Origin of the sequence: Vibrio sp. 1159, from assembly GCF_033340395.1 — a bacterium.
Taxonomy (GTDB): Bacteria; Pseudomonadota; Gammaproteobacteria; order Enterobacterales; family Vibrionaceae; genus Vibrio; species Vibrio alginolyticus.
In genome coordinates, this window is record NZ_JAWOWL010000048.1 from 19484 (window position 1) to 38415 (window position 18932).

Genomic DNA, 18932 nt, shown 5'->3' on the forward strand with positions numbered 1-18932 from the left:
CGAACTCCATTTATCATTCCATTTTTTCCTGCGTTAGCGACACCAAAACTGCACAAACAAAAAGAGCCGCCGAAGCAGCTCTTAAGTTGATGATACCAATCACAGTAAATAAGTGATCAGAAATAGCGTAGGGAAAATGCTTGAGAACAAGGCGCAATTTTTCGATAAGTAGTTATTCTACAATCAAAAATTGCAACGCAGTTATCGAGTATTTTAACAAGCTAGAATGACCAGTTATTCACTACGATTGGTATGAGTTTTGGTCAAGCCTTACAGTTTCTCTAGTCGTGCGTAAGCAGTTACCAACCATTTGATGCCTTCACCGTTAAAGGCAATCTGTACACGGCTCTGTGGACCACTGCCTTCGAAGTTGATGATGGTGCCTTCACCAAATTTTGGATGCATCACACGAGAACCTAGCGTAAAGCCGGTTTCATTAAAGCTCTCTTTCACAACAGTTTGGCTAAATCGACCACTGCTTGAAGGACGGCTAACTTGCGCCTTCATTCGTACTTCATCTAAACAAGTTTCTGGCAGTTCACGGATAAAGCGAGACGGTTTATGGTATTTATCCTGACCGTACAAACGACGCATTTCAGCATAAGTGATGTACAGTTTCTGCATTGCACGGGTCATGCCTACGTAACACAGACGGCGTTCTTCTTCTAAGCGCCCTGCTTCTTCTGCCGACATTTGGCTTGGGAACATGCCTTCTTCCACACCGACCATAAACACCAATGGGAACTCTAGACCTTTCGCACTGTGTAATGTCATGAGCTGAACCGCATCTTCAAATTCGTCCGCTTGTCCTTCGCCCGCTTCTAGTGCTGCGTGGGTTAGGAATGCCGTCAGCAGTGACATGTCTTCGGCTTCTTCTGGTTTCTCGAATTGGCGAGTTGCGGTCACCAATTCCTCCAAGTTCTCAATACGTGCCTTAGACTTTTCGCCCTTCTCTTGCTCGTACATCGCGAACAAGCCCGAGTATTTAATTACATGGTCAGTTTGGTGATGCAGCGGCATCTCTAAGGTGTCGTCTTCTAGCGCGGTGACAAGCTCGATAAAACGGCTCAGAGCACCAGCAGCGCGACCAGCAAGCACCTTCTCGTCCAACATTGCCACACTCGCTTCCCACATAGTGCAACCACGGTCACGAGCCGCAAAACGGATGGTTTCAAGCGTCTTATCACCCAAACCACGCGTTGGCGTATTCACCACACGTTCAAACGCCGCATCATCGTTACGGTTGGCAATCAGACGCATGTAGCTCAAGGCATCTTTGATTTCCTGACGTTCGAAGAATCGCATGCCGCCGTAGATACGGTAAGGCAGACCGGCTTGAATTAACGCTTCTTCCAGAACACGCGACTGGGCGTTGTTACGGTAAAGCATCGCAGCGTCATTCAGAGCACCGCCCTTGTCTTGCCACTCTTTGATTTTGTTCACCGCAAAACGGGCTTCATCTAATTCGTTGTAAGCGCTGTAAACCGAGATAGGCTCACCGACCACGCCATCCGTCCACAACTCTTTACCCATACGCTCGGTGTTATTCGCAATCAGGGTGTTAGATGCTTCCAGAATGGTCTTAGTGGAACGGTAGTTTTGCTCAAGACGAATGGTATTCACGCTTGGGAATTCGAGCGTAAACTTCTCAATGTTCTCGACTTTTGCACCACGCCAGCCATAAATCGACTGGTCGTCATCACCTACGATCATCACGTGACACTCAGGACCCGCCATCATACGTAGCCAAGCATATTGAATGTTGTTGGTATCTTGGAACTCATCCACCAAGATATGCTTAAAGCGTGCTTGGTAGTGTTCACGGACGAACTTGTTATCACGCAGTAGCTCATGTGCGCGCAGCAAGATTTCCGCAAAATCGACTAAACCAGCACGATCACACGCTTCTTGGTAAGCGGTGTACAACTGTAGATATGTCTTGGTTACTGGATCATGGTACGCATCAATGTGCGACGGGCGCAGACCTTCGTCTTTCTTGCCGTTAATCCACCATGCCACTTGGCGTGCCGGCCACTGCTTCTCATCGAGGTTTTGCGCTTTAATCAAACGCTTTAGTAGACGCTGTTGGTCGTCACTGTCAATGATTTGGAAATCTTCCGGTAGCTTCGCATCAAGATAGTGTGCACGCAGAATACGGTGACAAATGCCGTGGAAAGTACCATTCCACATACCGCCTGCACTGCCCATCATTAGCTCTTCGATACGTCCACGCATCTCTGCCGCCGCCTTATTGGTAAAGGTTACCGACATAATTGAAAACGGAGAAGCTTGCTCGACCGACATCAGCCAAGCGATACGGTGAACAAGAACGCGTGTCTTACCACTTCCTGCGCCAGCAAGAACGAGCAAGTTTTCTAGAGGTGCTGCAACGGCTTCACGTTGTTTATCGTTCAAACCGTCGAGTAATAGAGATGGATCCATCATGATGAGAGCTACTGGTTATTTATACATAAAAACCGATTATAACCTAAACAACCGGGTGCTGTTTAGACAAAACTTGATAAAAAAATCGATGTTTTTTTACCCAACACATCAATTAGTTATACCTATTTAACCCTACAAACCCATTTGCTTCAGAAATTTTTCTGAAAGTTTTTTAGCCAGTTTCCTATCTTTTAAGTTAAGCAAGTTGATAACAAAAACGCCAAAACAGGCGATTCATCTTGCCAACTTAAAGTAAAGGAAATCATTCAGAGGAATTTATTATGAAAAAGTCGAATCTAGCTGTTACTGCTGCTGTTACTGGTCTTCTAGCTCTTGGTGGCACAATGCTAACTGCAGCTCCAGCTGTCGCTGCTGAAAAAGAAAAGTGCTATGGCGTTTCTAAAGCAGGTAAAAACGACTGTGCAACAAAAAGCAGCTCATGCGCTGGTACTTCTAAAGAAGATAACCAAAAAGACGCATTCGTAGTCGTACCAAAAGGTCTTTGTGACAAACTCGCTGGCGGTAGCACTTCTTCTTCATAATCTTTTATCGCTAGCTATTGTGAGGATGCGTTGACGCTCAACCAACGCAAAGCCAAGACGCATCCTTCTCTTCCCGCACGATTTGAAAAGGAGTTTCACGTGAAACACCACACCTTCCACGACCTTGTTGGAGTTGGATTAAGAACCCCTCACCTCGATTACTTTAGCCAATCCCAGCCTGAGTTGTCTTGGTTAGAAATCCACAGTGAAAACTATTTCCAACCCAATGCAACAGAGCGCCATCAGCTACAAACGCTTCGCGAGCAATATCAAATTAGCTGCCACGGTATTGGTTTGTCGCTAGGTTCGGTGGAACGTGTTAGTCAAAAGCATCTTGCGCAACTTAAATCACTGATTGACTCAATCGACCCAATTCTTGTTTCTGACCATTTAAGTTGGAGTGAAAACGGCGGTCACTACTTTAATGACCTGCTTCCACTTCCGTATACGGAAGAAGCGCTCAACGTGTTCACTCGTAACGTGAATGAAGTGCAGGAATATTTGCAACGCGAGATCTTGATAGAGAACCCATCTAGTTATGTGAAGTTTCAACATTCGACCATCAGCGAATGGGAGTTTCTTACCGAAGTGCAAAAGCGCACTGACTGTCGTTTATTGCTCGATCTAAACAATGTTTATGTTTCGGCGTTCAACCACGGTTTTGATTGCGACACATACCTAGATGCGATTCCAGCCGACAAAGTGGATGAGATTCACTTGGCAGGTTTTACCATCAAACAACTCGACAAAGGTGAGATATGGATTGATACCCATAGCCGCCCAGTTAGCGATGAAGTTTGGCAGTTGTTTTCACAGTGGACAAAAAAACACGGTCCACGTCATACGTTGATTGAATGGGATTTGGATATCCCCGCGCCAGAAGTCTTATTAGGAGAAGCACAGAAAGCATCGCAACTGCTGTTGCAAGGCACACTTCCAAGTGAACAAAGCGAACCAAGGAAGGCATCATGAATCTAGCCACCTTACAAAGCCAGTTTGCTAAAGCCCTACACTATCAAGCACTCGGCGAAGATTGCGATATTGCCAGTGATACGTTTACCGCTGATGAACGCATGCAGATTTACCGCAATAACTTTATCGTCAGCTTAAGCGAGGTGTTATCCGCGACCTACCCGATGGTTGAAGCGCTGCTTGGTGAAGAATGCTTTGAACAGATAGCTCGCCAGCATGTTCTTTCTTACCCATTAGAAGAAGGAAATGTGGTGCATTATGGCGAAGGCTTTCAAGACACCATCATGCAGTTCAGTCAGGTGATCGCACAAGCACCTTACAGCCCTGAAGTCACACGCTTCGAGTGGCATATCGACCTAGCTCGTCAAGCACAGTATGAGCAATCCAATGCAGCGGAATTAAAACCGCTTGCGTTACTTGGCGAAGTGAGTGAAGAGCGACAACCCACTTTAGTCTTACACCTTAAAAAGGGCTGCCGCAGCTTTGACTCCAACTACGCAGTATTCGATCTATTTAGCGCGATTCAAACTGGGCAATTCGAACAACTTAATATCAACCAATTACAGCAAGGTGTCATATCGATTCAAGCCAATGGAGAAGCCTTGTGTCACGCACTCGATGCCGATGTGTTCCAACTGCTGCAATGTTTAGAGCAGAAGCAGAGTTTGAGCGAAATACCTGAAGTTTTACTCGCTCATCTCAATCGCATCATGGCACTCGATATTGTTGACGGCTTTACATTGCAATCAATCTAAGGAGCACTCTATGACGGATACGGTTAAAAACTTAGTGAATCGGTACGATGATTTAATCAGTGCCTTACAAGCAGGCTTTGTCCCTTTACTACTTCTCTTTTGTCGCTTTTGGGTTGCTTGGGTGTTCTTCAATTCAGGACTAATCAAAATCTCGTCTTGGGATAGCACGTTGTACTTATTTGAGCTGGAATACCAAGTGCCAATCTTGCCATGGGAATTGGCGGCTTATTTAGGTACGGCTGCGGAGTTGGTTCTACCGGTGTTCTTGGCACTAGGATTGATTACCCGCCCGATGGCAGCAATGCTGTTTGTGTTCAACATCATCGCAGTGATCTCTTACCCACTGTTGTGGGAGAAAGGTTTTTATGATCACCAACTTTGGGGATTGATGATTCTTATCGTAATCGTATGGGGGCCAGGACCGCTGTCTTTGGACCACATCCTGAAAAAGAAAATGACGAGCTAAAAAAATCCCCGCATCATGCGGGGATTTTTTATTATTTATTCAAGTAAGCTAGTAGCTCTTCTGCTGAGATACCTTGCTGAGCGAGGTCTTTTGCCATCTGCTCGACTTGTTCATCTTTGCGTGACTCAATCACTTGCTGAAATTGGTACACGATATCACGCAAAATTGGCAGAGGTACTTGTTTAGCCGCACTACGAATACGCTCGGAGCTTTGATTACCCAGCTCATTAAGCAACTTGCCAAACATCACCTTTTCTGGTGAATCTTCCATTTGCTCTAGAATACGAGCCATTTCATACGTGGTTAACGACATTGCTTTTTGAGTTCCGTTATGGTGTCAGGAAAAGTCTGAGTGACAAATATACACGCCTTACTTACATTGGAAAATACTAAATTACACTGATTTACGCTTTCGCAAAGCTCGAGTGCCAGTTCTTCCCTGCTTTTGTAAACAGAACGACCAACGCAGGTAATAGGACCCACATATGAATTGCGATCAAGGTTTGTGGATCCAGAGATAAGCGTTGCAGTGTACCCACCAACAAACCAGAGCCACTCATTTGGAACAATCCAAGCAGTGCAGCTGCCGTGCCCGCCTTATCACCAAACGGTTCTAACGCTTTCCCTGCCGCTGCACCCAGAATGAATGCAAAACCTACAGAAGACATGAAGATAGGTAGCATGAAAGAAAGCGCGGTATTCTGACCATTCATCACTAGCATGATCACACCTGCGAGACCCAGAGTTGAGATCCCGGTGACCAAGGTGTTGTGAGTTCCAACGCGCTCCATAAACTTAGGCGCCAGCATACATGCCGCAATGTTTATCACCGCATTTACACCAAACCAGAAAGTGAATTCATTCATCGACAGCCCCATCCCCGTCATCAATACCGACGGTGCTGAGGTAACGTAAGCAAGAATAACCGCCATCGCCATCAAGCATAATGACGCATGGAAAACAAAAGATGGTGTGCTAAGCACTGCCCAATACCGACTAAGCTTAAACACGGCTTGCTTTTCTGTTGACGGGTTAGTCTCTTTCATCATGAAAAACATCAATGATCCAGACACCACAGCAAAACCCGCCATAAAGCTAAAGTTAGCACGCCAGTCAAATTGCTGAGTTAACCAGCTACCTAGAATTGGAGCTAAAGCCGGAATGAAACAAATCGCACCGTTAAGGTAGCTGATCATTTTGCCGCTTTTTTCCGGGCCAAAGATATCGCGAACTGTTGCAAAGGCTGCTACCGATGTCGCACACGCACCTAAGCCTTGTAGCAGTCGGGAAACCAACATCCACTCAATATTTTGAGCACTCCACGCCAATAAAGCGCTCATCGCGTAAATGGTGATACCGCCCAATGCAACAGTTCGACGTCCGAGTTTATCTGCTAAGGGACCTGCGAATAGCTGACCAACACCCATAGCAAATAAGAACCAAGTGATCGTGTCTTGTGCTAGCGCATTATCGACCTGAAAAGTGGAAGCAATAAGAGGTAAAGCAGGTAGATAAATATCAATCGCTAAAGGACTGAAAAGAACCAAAAGGGTCAATAACGCCATCTGTTTTTTACTATTAGAAAACTGGCTAGACACACAACACTCCGAATTGGATAAAGAACTTTGGGTAAAGCTTAATCATCTGATGATATGAATGGAAATGATGTATAATCATGAGCATTATTCCTCAGAGGAAATTCACTGTGAACGTCGAAAAACTGGCTCGTATCGATTTAAATCTATTGGTCTGCTTTAAAGTGCTGATTGAAGAGTTAAATGTTACTCGTGCGGCCCACCGATTGTGCTTAAGCCAATCTGCCGTCAGTAAATCACTGGCTAAACTGCGCATTCAATTTGATGACCCTCTTTTCACTCGAAACTCACATGGATTAACACCTACGCCGCGCGCATTGTTTCTTAAACCGAAACTGGATCTGTTGATAAATCAGTTAGAAGTGCTGACTCAACCCGAAGAGTTTTCTCCGCAAAGCAGCGAATACCGTTTTCAAATAGCAGCGGTAGAGAGTGTCTACCCTCTCATTCTACCCCATTTCTTACCGGCGATTTTTCAACAAGCACCTGGCGTGACAATTAGCACACACCCGTGGTCGGATAATACATTTAAAATGCTTCAACGCGGCGAACTGGATTTAGGCTTAACTGGAAAAGATATCGATATAAACGATGCCAAGCTGACTCTTCAACCACCCGATGACATTTGCGAGTTGGAAATTTATCGTGATTACCAAATGTGCATCATTCGCAAAAACCATCCTGCGCTAAAACAACCTTGGAATCTGGAAGCCTATCTCGCCCTACGCCATGTACAAGTACGCTGTGATGGCAACGACCGTTGGTTGCTGGATTATCGCCTTGCAGATATTGGCGCCGACCGCGATATTGCCGTCACCGTGCCCGACTTTAACAGTGCCGCAAGTTTATGTTCATACACCGACTTTATCTTTACTGCGCCAAGTCATTTTGTGCAACTTGCGGCCAAACAGCTTGATTTGGTCGTGCTGCCACTACCGTTAGAATTCCCACCTATGGCTTACACTTTATTCTGGCACCGAGATAGAGAAAACGACCCTGCATTAGGCTGGCTACGTACGATGATCACACAAAAAACCGATCACCTTAGATAAAAACACCGCACTCAATTTGCGCTTAGCGGCTAAAATGAGTAGCTTAACTGTCGTAGTCCTTTTTGGCTCATCTATGGCCTAGTTGTACTCCGACTCTATTGAAGTGATTGCGAACCTCAATGGAATCGTAAACTGCATGAAGCAGATGGAAACAGCTCCCACACCTGAGCATGAAGGAGCGGTAATTTGAAGGAATAACACAGATGCACAACGATACCCAAAGCCGCGTGAATGCAATTCGCGAATGGCTAGCACAACATAATATTGATGCCCTACTTGTCCCACATGAAGACGAGTACTTGGGCGAATACGTACCAGCGCACAACGAGCGTTTACATTGGCTAACTGGCTTTACTGGTTCTGCTGGTGCTGCGGTAATCACCAAAGACAAAGCCGCTATCTTTGTTGATGGTCGCTACACAGTACAAGTAACAAAGCAGGTTCCTGCTGATCTATTCGAATACCGTCACTTGATTGAAGAGCCTGCACTAGATTGGATTAAAGACCATCTTGCAAATGACGCGTCTGTGGCAATCGACCCTCGCATGCACAACTCTGCTTGGCTAGACATGGCACAAGCAAAACTTGCAGGTACCCTTGAGCTTAAGATTCTCGATAGCAACCCAATTGATGAACTGTGGCACGACCGCCCTGCTCCTGTGGTTTCTGATGTTCGCCTAATGGCAACAGAAACAGTTGGACAATCAAGTGAAAGCAAACGCCAAGAAATCGCAGAGCTCGTGAAAAAAGCCGGTGCAGACAGCGCAGTGATCACAGCACTTGATTCTATCTGTTGGTTGCTCAACGTTCGTGGTCTAGATGTCTCACGTCTACCAGTTCTTCTTTCTCACGCGATTCTGCACTCAGACTCAAGCGTGGAATACTTCCTAGATCCTGCTCGCCTACCTGCTGAGTTTGACGCTCATGTTGGTGCCGGCGTGACGGTTCATCACCCAGAAGCATTGCAAGCACGACTAGAAAACCTAACTGGCAAGAATGTACTGGTTGACCCTGCGACAAGTAACGCGTGGTTTAAGCTGGTTCTACAAAACGCTGGCGCATCTGTGGTGAGTAAAGCTGATCCATGCCTAATGCCAAAAGCAGCAAAGAACGCTGTTGAAATCGCAGGCATGAAAGCATGTCATATCCGTGATGGCGTAGCGATGAGTAAGTTCCTTTCTTGGTTAGATGCTGAAGTCGTTGCGGGTAACCTGCATGATGAAGCGACGCTGGCAGACAAACTGGAAGCGTTCCGCAGCGAAGACCCGACACTTATGGATCTTAGCTTCGATACTATCTCGGCAGCAGGTGGCAACGCGGCGATGTGTCACTATAATCACGAGAACCAACCTGAACCTGGCAAGCTAGAACTGAACACACTTTACCTAGTGGATTCAGGCGGTCAGTACCTAGATGGCACGACAGACATCACGCGTACCATCGCGATCGGTCAGCCTTCACAAGAGATGATTAAACAATTCACTCTCGCGCTAAAAGGCCACATCGGTGTTGCACGTGCACGTTTCCCGAAAGGCACACGTGGTTACCAAATCGATACGCTAGCTCGTCAGCACCTGTGGGCGGAGGGCTACGATTACGATCACGGTACTGGTCACGGTGTTGGTCACTTCCTAAGTGTTCATGAAGGTCCAGCAAGCATTTCGAAGAAGCAAATCGACGTGCCTCTAACAGAAGGCATGGTGCTGTCCAACGAGCCAGGTTACTACCGTGCGGATGCGTTTGGTATCCGTATCGAGAATCTAGAGCTTGTTGTTGAAACCCCAACTAACGGTGACTTCCCTGTTCTGTCATTCGAGTCGCTAACACGCTGTCCAATCGACAAGCGCAACATCAATGTTGATATGCTAACTCGTCCAGAGCTTGCTTGGTTGAATGATTACCATCAGAAGGTATGGGATGAGATCAGCCCACTTGTTGAGGGTGATGTGAAAGAGTGGCTTCGTCAAGCAACGCTACCAGTAGCACACAGCTAGAAGCTAGAAGCTATAAGCTAGAAAAAAGTAGAGGGTTGATGTTTTGCATCAACCCTCTTTTCTTTACTTATGTTTCACGTGAAACATAACGATGACCAGTGTCTTTATTTGCTGATTAACCAGAATACGCCGAGTGCCAATCTCGCCATACAGGGTCAAACCCTTTGGCTCGAATCATATCTTCCACAGAACCTGCGCTTCGCTCATCACTGATCTCAAACTGCTCGAGTTCAACATCATCCATCGCATAACCACCCGGCTGAGTTTTCGATGCAGCAGACATACTGGTAATGCCTAAAGGCAATGCGTTATCTCTAAACTTCGGTGACTCACGAGTCGATAATGACAACTCCACTTCTGGATTCAACAAACGATAAGCGCAAATCAGCTGAACAAGTTGCTTATCCGTCATGACTGATTTGGGTTGGAGCGCACCCTCACAAGGACGCAAACGCGGGAAAGAAATCGAGTAACGAGTCTGCCAATACGTGCGCTCAAGATAGTCCAAGTGCGCTGCCACATAAAAACAGTCGGTACGCCACTCTTCCAACCCTATTAAAGCACCAATACCGATCTTATCGATGCCCGCCTTTGCAAGACGATCGGGTGTATCCAATCGGTATTCGAAATCCATCTTGTTGCCACGCAAATGGTGCTCGGCGTAAGTCGAAGGATGATACGTTTCTTGATAGACCATCACCGCATCCAAACCCAATGTCTTGAGCTCAGCGTATTCGTCTTGATCAAGTGGCTGTACTTCCATCGCCAAATAGTTAAAGCGCTTCTTAATCATAGGCACCATTTCGCGGAAGTATTTCATACCCACTTTAGTTTCGTGCTCGCCAGTCACCAGCAATACGCTATCAAACTTCATGCGTTTAATGGCTTCAACCTCTGCAACCACTTCGTCCCGATTCAAGGTACGACGTTTGATTCTGTTCTCCATCGAGAAGCCACAATAAGTACAAACATTGGCGCACAAGTTAGAAAGGTACAATGGAATATAAAGCGACATGGTATTGCCAAAACGCTTGCGAGTTGCCGAGTATGACAACTGCGCCATTTGCTCTAAGTACGCTTCAGCCTCTGGTGAAATTAGCGCTTTAAAGTCTTCCAAATCACGCTTGGGTTTATTCAATGCTCGCTCGACGTCTTTTGCCGTTTTCGCATAGATCGACATCGAAATGTCATCCCAATTAAGCTGCTTAAATTGTTCAACGAAGCTCATGTTTTCCTCGCTTATTAGCTAAATCAATCTAGGGCTAAAGCTCATCTAGGAATGACGTCAGTGGACTCGACGCAACCGCATGAGAAACCTTACCAGCAAGTCCGGCTTCATAAGCCATACGCCCCGACTCTACCGCCAACTTAAATGCCTTCGCCATCGCAACAGGATCGCTCGAAGCTGCAATAGCAGTATTAACGAGAACGGCATCCGCGCCCATTTCCATCGCACGCGCGGCATGTGAAGGAGCACCGATACCCGCATCGACAACCACAGGAACATTAGCTTGGTCGATAATGATCTCTAGGAAATCGTGAGAAACTATCCCTTTGTTGGAACCGATCGGTGCACCTAATGGCATGACCGCAGCACAGCCCACTTCCTCCAATCGTTTACACAGAACTGGGTCAGCATGACAATAAGGAAGCACAATGAAGCCTTCACGAACCAGTTGTTCAGCGGCCGCAAGTGTCTCAATTGGATCGGGCATCAAGTACTTCGGGTCTGGGTGAATTTCAAGCTTTAGCCAGTTTGTACCTAACGCTTCTCTCGCCAATTGTGCTGCAAACACAGCATCTTTAGCATTCTTTGCACCTGAGGTATTCGGCAATAAGTTCACGCCCGCTTGTACTAGCGGCAGCAAAATATCGTCTTGTTGGTCGTTAACATCCACACGCTTCAACGCCATGGTCGCAAGTTGAGAACCCGATACTTGAATCGCTTCTGCCATTAATCGGCTGTTAGCAAACTTCCCTGTTCCCGTGAACAGTCTTGATTCGAATTGTTTATCACCAATTTTAAGCATCGACTTTAACCCCCTGCGATCGCTTGAAACAAAGAGATGCTATCTCCCTGTGAAAGAACTGTGCTAGCCCACTCACTGCGCGGCACAACATTGTTGTTAATTGCAAAAACACAGCCCATTTCGGGCAGCGCAAATTGACTAATGATTTGCTGTAGATTCGACTCACTGGCAACTTGATGTGACTGGTCATTGATGACAATAGTGATCACATCTAAGTCAGCTGCTGTCATTTGTATTGTTTGTTGTTCTGATAACGTCATTGCTTCCAACTCTCTTAATTCTGCCCATTACTCGTAAACTAAATCTGAGCACACACTTGGCACTGTTTATCTTTACTTATCGCCATGGTTTGCCATTGCAGCTTCAATCCATCGAACAGGTGTAACTTGGCAGTCTCGACATGAAACTTTCCCGTCGCCAGTTTTTGAATTGCCGCTATCGCTTGGTAGTTGCCAAGTGTACCCACCACCGGACCGACGACACCGCTCTCACTGCACTTTTGCGTTTGCGGTAATTCGTCGAACGGATACAAACAGCGGTAACAGGCTTTACTCTGCGCTTCTTGTTCACTTGGTGTTTGGTAATCAAAGACAGCGAATTGGCCTTGCCAACCAATTGCCGCCGCCGAGATGAGCGGCGTATTTTGCTCGAAACAAACTTGGTTAATTAGCTGGCGCGTTGGCATGTTATCGGTGCAGTCGAGCACCACATCCGCTAGCATCACCTCAAGCTGCAGCTGTGCTTTGTCCAATCGCTTATTGAGAGCACGAATTTGAACCATAGAATTAAGTTCAGTAAGTTGCTTTACAGTCGCTTCTGTTTTCGCAACTTGGAGGTCTTGTTCACGATAAATGATCTGACGCTGTAGGTTACTGCTATCAACTTCATCGTCATCAACCACAACCAATTTACCAACGCCCGCGGATGCCAAGTACAAACTCGCTGCGCTCCCTAAACCACCACAACCGATGATCAGCACATGCGATTTGTTCAAACGCTCTTGCCCAATTTCGGCAATTTCAGGCAGAGCGACTTGGCGCTGATAGCGAAGGAACTGCTTATCCGTGAGCATGTTCGCCTCTCTTGGTATCCGCTAATTCACTATTCTGATCAGTAAACGTTAGCTGTCTTTGCTTCATCAGTTGTGCGAAGAACTCGATGACGGACTGAGGTGATTCTGCCAACGTAATAGCTCGCACAACTGCCAAACTAGAAACACCTGTTTGCCAAACTTGGGCTGCATTAGATTGGTCAATACCACCAATCGCAACCGTCGGAAAGCCAAGCACATAGTCACTACCTACTTTGTCTTCTGAAGGACGGAAAGCAGCCTCTGTATTTGTATAAGGAATGCTATCAATCAACTTTTGATACAAAGCTAAGCGCACCAAACCTTGTGGTTTCGATGGCATCTGTTTAGTGGTGGTTGGGAAAATATGCCCTAGCGCGATGTAACTAGGATGAATTTGTACGATGCGCAGTAGTTCGTAATAACCATGCGTAGAAAGACCAAGACGAATGCCGGCTTTAGTTAGCTGAGCCAAATTCGATTCTTCTATGTCTTCTTGTCCCAGGTGAACGCCATAAGCGCCATGCTTGATTGCCAACTGCCAGTAGTCATTTATGAACACTTGTGCTTGATACTGACGACCTAGCTCAATTGCTCGAATGATCTGTTGTTCTAAATCGGCTTGTTGTGGGTTCTTTATTCGCAGTTGAATAGTGTTGATGCCTAGTGGCAGTAGACGCTCAATCCAAGCAACATCATCAACGACTGGATAGAGCCCTAGACTTTGCTTAGTTAGAGTTGGAAAGCTAACGCTCTCACCTTGTGCAGACCAACCAACTTGAATATCGAGTCGGTTATCCTCCAGTACAGGTGTGGGGAAATCATCAAATTGGTCAGCCCACTGAGTAGATCGTCCCTCATCAAGGTTGTCATTCAACAGTGTTTCACGTGAAACATTCGCTTGTTGAGTTAGGATTCCTCGAGCAAGTGTTAACCCATCTTCGATAGGAAAATCGAGTACTGTCAGCGTTACTATCCAAGCAAGGTGATGTTCAGGATCGAACATTGCGTTGAATTTGGACTTAACGGAAAGCGCTCTCACTTCGTTGTTAATTGGGTGACGCCAGATATCAAGCTGAAGCACTTTCTCCTTTTCATCGGATACCTGAGTATCAGCAATACCAATATAAATCGCTTTCGACGGTTGCTTAGCACACGCTTCTACCGACAAAGCAGAACGGTAATAGAGCACAAATGAACTCTCATGCTCAGAGTCATAATCATCAATGAGATCAGTCGTTATGTGTGTGGTCTGTTGGCCGCGAACAAGCTGAATAGATTGAGTTGGGCTCACACCCAACTCAATGTCTTCTATGCTAAAACCCTGTTCTTTCGCCAACAACAAACATTGCTGAACTAAACCTGTCAGTTCAATCAACGATGACGGAATAAGGATTTTGCTCATTAGTCACTTACCTCGGCATGTGCTGCTGGGTGGTATAGCTCGGAACCTGACTCTCTAAATTCTTGCGATTTCTGACGCATCCCTTCAAGAGGATCATCTAGCATTTTAATCGAGATAGCTTGGTCCGCAGCAACTTGCTCAGTGTCTTTCGCGTACTCTCGTACCTCTTGCGAAATCTTCATCGAGCAGAACTTTGGTCCGCACATCGAACAGAAGTGAGCAACTTTGCCGGACTCTTGAGGTAAGGTTTCATCATGGAAAGCGCGCGCGGTATCTGGGTCGAGTGACAAGTTGAATTGATCTTCCCAGCGGAACTCGAAGCGAGCTTTAGAAAGCGCATTATCACGAACTTGAGCACCTGGGTGCCCTTTCGCTAAATCAGCGGCGTGCGCAGCAAGCTTATAAGTGATCATGCCTACTTTCACATCTTCTTTGTTTGGTAAGCCAAGATGCTCTTTAGGAGTGACGTAGCAAAGCATCGCACAGCCATACCAACCAATCATGGCAGCGCCGATGCCTGAAGTAATATGGTCGTAACCAGGAGCGACGTCTGTCGTCAGTGGGCCAAGCGTGTAGAATGGTGCTTCATGGCAGTGCTCCAACTGCTCTTCCATATTCTCTTTGATCATGTGCATTGGAACATGACCAGGACCTTCGATAATCACCTGTACGTCATATTCCCACGCAATCTTGGTTAACTCACCAAGGGTACGAAGCTCTGAAAATTGCGCTTCGTCGTTAGCATCAGCAACCGAGCCAGGACGCAGACCATCACCGAGAGAAAGTGCTACATCATACTTAGCACAGATTTCACAGATCTCTCGGAAGTGGGTATATAAGAAGCTTTCTTGGTGATGCGCTAAACACCATTTCGCGATGATAGAACCACCACGAGAGACGATGCCAGTAACGCGTTTTGCAGTCATTGGCACATAACGAAGTAGTAAACCGGCATGGATAGTAAAGTAGTCAACGCCCTGCTCTGCTTGCTCAATCAGGGTATCGCGCATCACTTCCCAGTTAAGGTTTTCCGCAACACCATTCACTTTCTCAAGCGCTTGATACATTGGTACGGTACCGATCGGAACCGGACTGTTACGTAGAATCCACTCGCGAGTTTCGTGGATGTTACGTCCAGTAGAGAGATCCATAACGGTATCGCCACCCCAGCGCGTTGCCCATACTAACTTTTCTACTTCTTCCTCAATCGAAGAAGTGACCGATGAGTTACCGATGTTGGCGTTCACTTTGACCAAAAAGTTACGTCCAATGATCATTGGTTCGGATTCTGGGTGGTTAATATTTGAAGGGATAATAGCGCGACCTTCGGCGACTTCTTTACGCACGAATTCGGCGGTAATATCTTTTGGTAGGTTCGCTCCGAAGCTTTGACCCGGATGCTGTTGATTCAGCACTTCATCGCGATACTTGGCACGCCCCATGTTTTCACGCAGCGCGATATATTCCATTTCTGGGGTAATAATACCTTTGCGAGCATAGTGCAATTGAGTCACACAATGGCCATCTTTGGCACGTCGAATACGTGGTAGATTACCGTAACGAAGACCGTCTAGTGTTTCGTCTTCTAAGCGTTCTTTGGTGTACACCGAGCTTACTTCATCAAGTAGCTCAGTATCGGCGCGCTCTTCAATCCACCCTTCTCTCAGCTTAGGTAAGCCGTTATAGAGGTCTATGGTGTGCTCTGGATCTGTGTATACACCCGACGTATCGTAAACGCGTACTGGCTCATTAGGTTCGAATATAGGCGCTTCTTTTGTGCCTCCAATAAGGCTATCAGCGAGTGATATTTCACGCATTGGCACACGAATATCTGGACGTGAGCCTTCTACGTAGACTTTGCTTGAATTGGGGTACGGTTGTACCGAGAGTGTATCAATGAACTGTTTTGCTTCCAGTCTCGCTTGTTTGCGACTCGACATAGCATTTTTCCTTGCTTTGTTATACTAGATAAAAAGTAATTGGATAAAAATGCTTGGCGGATAGATGCGACAAGAGGAGTCAAATTAAGGCTAGTTAAAGCTTACGATATTTGCCTGTAACAACATTCGACTTTTGATAGATCAACCAGAAAGAACTCCGGTGTGAATATCTTCTCTTGTTCCCTTCGCAGATTCTAATCTGATCAGGTTCAACGGATCCCGAATTAACGGTCTCAGCCTTATGGCACTCCGACAAGTGATGTCAGTATATAAAAACGGCTTGGTGAAACCAAGCCGACCTGTTCAATTTTTAACTACTTTGCTAGCTGCGCATCAATAATTGAAAGCCTATCCACGCCGCTGAAATACTTAACACGACATTCAACAATACGTTCAACCCCATCTTAAAGAAAGCGCCCTGCTGCATAAGCAAAACATTATCCATCGAGAAGGTGGAAAACGTCGTTAGTGCGCCTAAAAAACCCAAGCCAATCACTTGTCGCCAAGGTTCCGTTGCCAAAAGTTCATTATCGAAAGCTGCTATCAATAAGCCCATCATAAATGAGCCAACAACGTTAACGGTTAACGTACCATATGGAAAACCACGTCCCAATAAAATGACACAAAGTTCAGAAATTAAGTAACGAGAACATGCACCAAATGCACCACCCAATGCAATAAAACCTAAAACGGATAGTTGTCCCATAATTCCCCCAGAAAAGTTAATGGCGACATTGTAATCAAATTTACGGCAATAGTGATTATACAATCTTAGAATTCAGCAAATTATAGCGCTTAAAACTTATCAAGATTTAAAAAGTTACAGGAGTCACTTTACTTCAATATAACCCATCAACCCCGTCTTCATGTGTTCGATCACATGACAATGGTACATCCAACGTCCAGGGTTATCTGCAACAAATGCCGCTTTCGCACTGCCGTTTTTTCCAAGCAAGACCGTATCGGTATGAAACGGTTCGTCGAGTTTTTTTCCATCTAACTCAAGAACCGTAAATGTGTGTCCATGAAGGTGAATAGGATGATGATATTGGGTGACGTTCTTTAGGTTGAAGATATAGGTTTTTCCCATCTCCAATGTTGAAAGGGGCGCTGGAATATTATCTTTGCTCATTCCCTCCCAAGCCCGTTTGTTCATCAGCCAGAATTTAGGTATCGCTTTGCCCGATTTATCAGCAGGAGTGATCGCCCCCTCCCACTCAAACACATAATCGATTTGCTCTGCATTTTTCAAATCGAGAGCTGGCACAGGGTTGAGAGGTAATAAAGGCAGTTTCTGGTTGTTCGACAGGTCAGACTCAACAACGTCAAACTCGCACAAAGGGAATGGGAAGCGTCCTTTCATTTGACGCACATAAACACGTTTTCCAACCTTCGGAGCAATCAATCCGATATCTAACCTCATTCCTGGACCAATTTTGTGCTGAGTGAGCTTATAAGGCGTTTTAACAGGATTACCATCAATAGCAATAACCCAAGCCTCTGCACCTTCAATAGCGATCGGGTAAGTAATGGTATTATCGACATTAGCAATTCTTAATCGCGTAGTGGCATTCTGCTTCAGCGTATAAACAGGTTCATGCACACCATTGACGCTACTCCACTCTCCGGGAGTCCCCATACGAGCGCTCAAGCGCGGCACCATAAGGTTCTTCCACTGACCTAGTTTGTCTAAATGCCAATGCTTGAGGACGACCTCATGCTCTTCATCAAACTGAACCGGCTCTGCCTCTTCAACGACAATTAGCCCGACTAAGCCCATACCAAGCTGCTTCACACTATTCATATGTGGGTGATACCAAAATGTGCCCGCATCTGGTGGTGTAAATTCATAAACGAATGTTTCACCTGGCATGATAGGCTGCTGGCTCAAGAAAGGGACACCATCCATTTCAATAGGGATTCGCAAGCCATGCCAGTGGATTGTAGTCGGCTCTGAAAGCTTGTTAGTAAACCGAATTATAACTTTCTCGCCTTGGCGACAACGAATCACAGGCGCTGGAATCGAACCATTAAATACGAGTACGTCTGTGTTAAACCCAGGGACCAATTCTGCAGTAGAAGGCTCTGCAGTGATATCGTATATATATTGCCCCTGCTTATTAGTGCTCCTAGATAGAGAACATGCAGGTAGAACGGCAAGCGCGGAGATTGCTAAGGATGATTGAAGAAAGCGTCGACGAGATATATCCATACATAGTTACTCATTAATCCAGATCGGTTGAGTGTAACTAAATATAAATAGTGATTCCCCTTTATTATTAAAATTTCGGGCCACTGATCATTACAGCTAACTGTAGTTTCGTTCGTTCAGTAGATTAAATGCTGCCAAAGTACAGCAGAAAGCCATACTTACGGGATAAGAGTAGAAATAAGCTGTAATAATGAGAAGAAACCAGATACAAAAAAGGCTCTGACCTAAGCCAGAGCCTGATATGTGGCAGGGGTGGAGAGATTCGAACTCCCAACACGCGGATTTGGAATCCGCTGCTCTGCCAATTGGAGCTACACCCCTATAGAATTTTCATATTCTAGATTTGACAAAACCTCGCATAAGCGAGGTTGTCGATATTAAGTGGCGGAGTGGACGGGACTCGAACCCGCGACCCCCGGCGTGACAGGCCGGTATTCTAACCAACTGAACTACCA

17 protein-coding genes, 1 tRNA gene and 1 riboswitch are annotated in these 18932 nt (G+C 46.0%); of the genes, 6 read left to right on the forward strand and 12 right to left on the reverse strand.

The genetic code is table 11. The annotated features are described in order from the left end of the window. Positions 1-270: 270 nt before the first annotated feature. A complete protein-coding gene (uvrD, locus tag R7127_RS24045) occupies positions 271-2445 on the reverse strand; it encodes a DNA helicase II (protein WP_005378778.1) in 2175 nt (724 codons plus the stop codon). 281 nt (positions 2446-2726) lie between these two features. On the opposite strand from uvrD, the gene R7127_RS24050 reads away from it, so the two are divergent. From R7127_RS24050 to R7127_RS24065, 4 genes are all read left to right on the forward strand, one after another. Continuing rightward, a complete protein-coding gene (locus tag R7127_RS24050; RefSeq protein ID WP_005378779.1) occupies positions 2727-2987 on the forward strand; it encodes a DUF2282 domain-containing protein in 261 nt (86 codons plus the stop codon). 99 nt (positions 2988-3086) lie between these two features. Beyond that, positions 3087-3959, forward strand: a complete 873-nt coding sequence (locus R7127_RS24055; RefSeq protein ID WP_033907320.1) for a DUF692 domain-containing protein — start codon at positions 3087-3089, stop codon at positions 3957-3959. Then, entirely contained in the window at positions 3956-4714 is a 759-nt protein-coding gene (locus R7127_RS24060) for a DNA-binding domain-containing protein (protein WP_033907321.1), read from the forward strand. Before R7127_RS24055 ends, R7127_RS24060 begins: the two co-directional genes overlap by 4 nt. 10 nt (positions 4715-4724) lie before the next feature. Next, positions 4725-5180, forward strand: a complete 456-nt coding sequence (locus R7127_RS24065; RefSeq protein WP_033907322.1) for a DoxX family protein — start codon at positions 4725-4727, stop codon at positions 5178-5180. 31 nt (positions 5181-5211) lie between these two features. Here the strand turns inward: R7127_RS24065 and R7127_RS24070 are convergent, their stop codons facing one another. Next, positions 5212-5493: a hypothetical protein gene (locus tag R7127_RS24070; protein ID WP_005378786.1), complete on the reverse strand. Its 282-nt coding sequence runs from the start codon at positions 5491-5493 to the stop codon at positions 5212-5214. A 91-nt stretch (positions 5494-5584) separates the two neighbouring features. Then, complete coding sequence (locus R7127_RS24075) at positions 5585-6778, reverse strand: multidrug effflux MFS transporter (RefSeq protein WP_005382927.1); 1194 nt, start codon at positions 6776-6778, stop codon at positions 5585-5587. Between the two features lie 107 nt (positions 6779-6885). Here R7127_RS24075 and R7127_RS24080 point away from each other — a divergent pair, with 107 nt between their 5' ends. Continuing rightward, complete coding sequence (locus tag R7127_RS24080) at positions 6886-7827, forward strand: LysR family transcriptional regulator (RefSeq protein WP_005378791.1); 942 nt, start codon at positions 6886-6888, stop codon at positions 7825-7827. Between the two features lie 203 nt (positions 7828-8030). Then, positions 8031-9821: an aminopeptidase P family protein gene (locus R7127_RS24085; RefSeq protein ID WP_033907323.1), complete on the forward strand. Its 1791-nt coding sequence runs from the start codon at positions 8031-8033 to the stop codon at positions 9819-9821. Positions 9822-9936: 115 nt separating this feature from the next. Here the strand turns inward: R7127_RS24085 and thiH are convergent, their stop codons facing one another. From thiH to R7127_RS24130, 9 genes are all read right to left on the reverse strand, one after another. Then, the gene (thiH, locus tag R7127_RS24090; RefSeq protein ID WP_172563443.1) at positions 9937-11049 is read right to left on the reverse strand and encodes a 2-iminoacetate synthase ThiH; all 1113 of its coding nucleotides are present in this window, start codon (positions 11047-11049) and stop codon (positions 9937-9939) included. 34 nt (positions 11050-11083) lie between these two features. Further along, the gene (locus R7127_RS24095) at positions 11084-11851 is read right to left on the reverse strand and encodes a thiazole synthase (protein WP_005397059.1); all 768 of its coding nucleotides are present in this window, start codon (positions 11849-11851) and stop codon (positions 11084-11086) included. A 5-nt stretch (positions 11852-11856) separates the two neighbouring features. Beyond that, complete coding sequence (gene thiS / locus R7127_RS24100) at positions 11857-12111, reverse strand: sulfur carrier protein ThiS (protein ID WP_009703038.1); 255 nt, start codon at positions 12109-12111, stop codon at positions 11857-11859. Between the two features lie 38 nt (positions 12112-12149). Then, complete coding sequence (locus R7127_RS24105; protein ID WP_005378806.1) at positions 12150-12923, reverse strand: HesA/MoeB/ThiF family protein; 774 nt, start codon at positions 12921-12923, stop codon at positions 12150-12152. Further along, positions 12910-14325, reverse strand: a complete 1416-nt coding sequence (locus tag R7127_RS24110; protein WP_318142129.1) for a thiamine phosphate synthase — start codon at positions 14323-14325, stop codon at positions 12910-12912. Before R7127_RS24110 ends, R7127_RS24105 begins: the two co-directional genes overlap by 14 nt. Beyond that, positions 14325-16265: a phosphomethylpyrimidine synthase ThiC gene (gene thiC, locus R7127_RS24115; RefSeq protein WP_033907327.1), complete on the reverse strand. Its 1941-nt coding sequence runs from the start codon at positions 16263-16265 to the stop codon at positions 14325-14327. Before thiC ends, R7127_RS24110 begins: the two co-directional genes overlap by 1 nt. Positions 16266-16428: 163 nt before the next feature. Further along, positions 16429-16527, reverse strand: a riboswitch (TPP riboswitch). A gap of 60 nt (positions 16528-16587) precedes the next feature. Next, complete coding sequence (crcB, locus tag R7127_RS24120; protein WP_005378811.1) at positions 16588-16971, reverse strand: fluoride efflux transporter CrcB; 384 nt, start codon at positions 16969-16971, stop codon at positions 16588-16590. Positions 16972-17094: 123 nt separating this feature from the next. Beyond that, a complete protein-coding gene (locus tag R7127_RS24125; protein ID WP_318142130.1) occupies positions 17095-18477 on the reverse strand; it encodes a multicopper oxidase family protein in 1383 nt (460 codons plus the stop codon). Positions 18478-18721: 244 nt separating this feature from the next. After that, a tRNA-Trp gene (locus R7127_RS24130) sits at positions 18722-18798 on the reverse strand. Positions 18799-18932: the final 134 nt, after the last annotated feature.

Bases quoted from the DNA above. Each gene is read 5' to 3' on its own strand.
- uvrD (WP_005378778.1), bottom strand. From the start codon at position 2,445: ATGATGGATCCATCTCTATTACTCGACGGTTTGAACGATAAACAACGT.
- R7127_RS24050 (WP_005378779.1), top strand. From the start codon at position 2,727: ATGAAAAAGTCGAATCTAGCTGTTACTGCTGCTGTTACTGGTCTTCTA.
- R7127_RS24060 (WP_033907321.1), top strand. From the start codon at position 3,956: ATGAATCTAGCCACCTTACAAAGCCAGTTTGCTAAAGCCCTACACTAT.
- R7127_RS24065 (WP_033907322.1), top strand. From the start codon at position 4,725: ATGACGGATACGGTTAAAAACTTAGTGAATCGGTACGATGATTTAATC.
- R7127_RS24070 (WP_005378786.1), bottom strand. From the start codon at position 5,493: ATGTCGTTAACCACGTATGAAATGGCTCGTATTCTAGAGCAAATGGAA.
- R7127_RS24085 (WP_033907323.1), top strand. From the start codon at position 8,031: ATGCACAACGATACCCAAAGCCGCGTGAATGCAATTCGCGAATGGCTA.
- thiH (WP_172563443.1), bottom strand. From the start codon at position 11,049: ATGAGCTTCGTTGAACAATTTAAGCAGCTTAATTGGGATGACATTTCG.
- R7127_RS24095 (WP_005397059.1), bottom strand. From the start codon at position 11,851: ATGCTTAAAATTGGTGATAAACAATTCGAATCAAGACTGTTCACGGGA.
- thiS (WP_009703038.1), bottom strand. From the start codon at position 12,111: ATGACGTTATCAGAACAACAAACAATACAAATGACAGCAGCTGACTTA.
- R7127_RS24105 (WP_005378806.1), bottom strand. From the start codon at position 12,923: ATGCTCACGGATAAGCAGTTCCTTCGCTATCAGCGCCAAGTCGCTCTG.
- R7127_RS24110 (WP_318142129.1), bottom strand. From the start codon at position 14,325: ATGAGCAAAATCCTTATTCCGTCATCGTTGATTGAACTGACAGGTTTA.
- thiC (WP_033907327.1), bottom strand. From the start codon at position 16,265: ATGTCGAGTCGCAAACAAGCGAGACTGGAAGCAAAACAGTTCATTGAT.
- crcB (WP_005378811.1), bottom strand. From the start codon at position 16,971: ATGGGACAACTATCCGTTTTAGGTTTTATTGCATTGGGTGGTGCATTT.
- R7127_RS24125 (WP_318142130.1), bottom strand. From the start codon at position 18,477: ATGGATATATCTCGTCGACGCTTTCTTCAATCATCCTTAGCAATCTCC.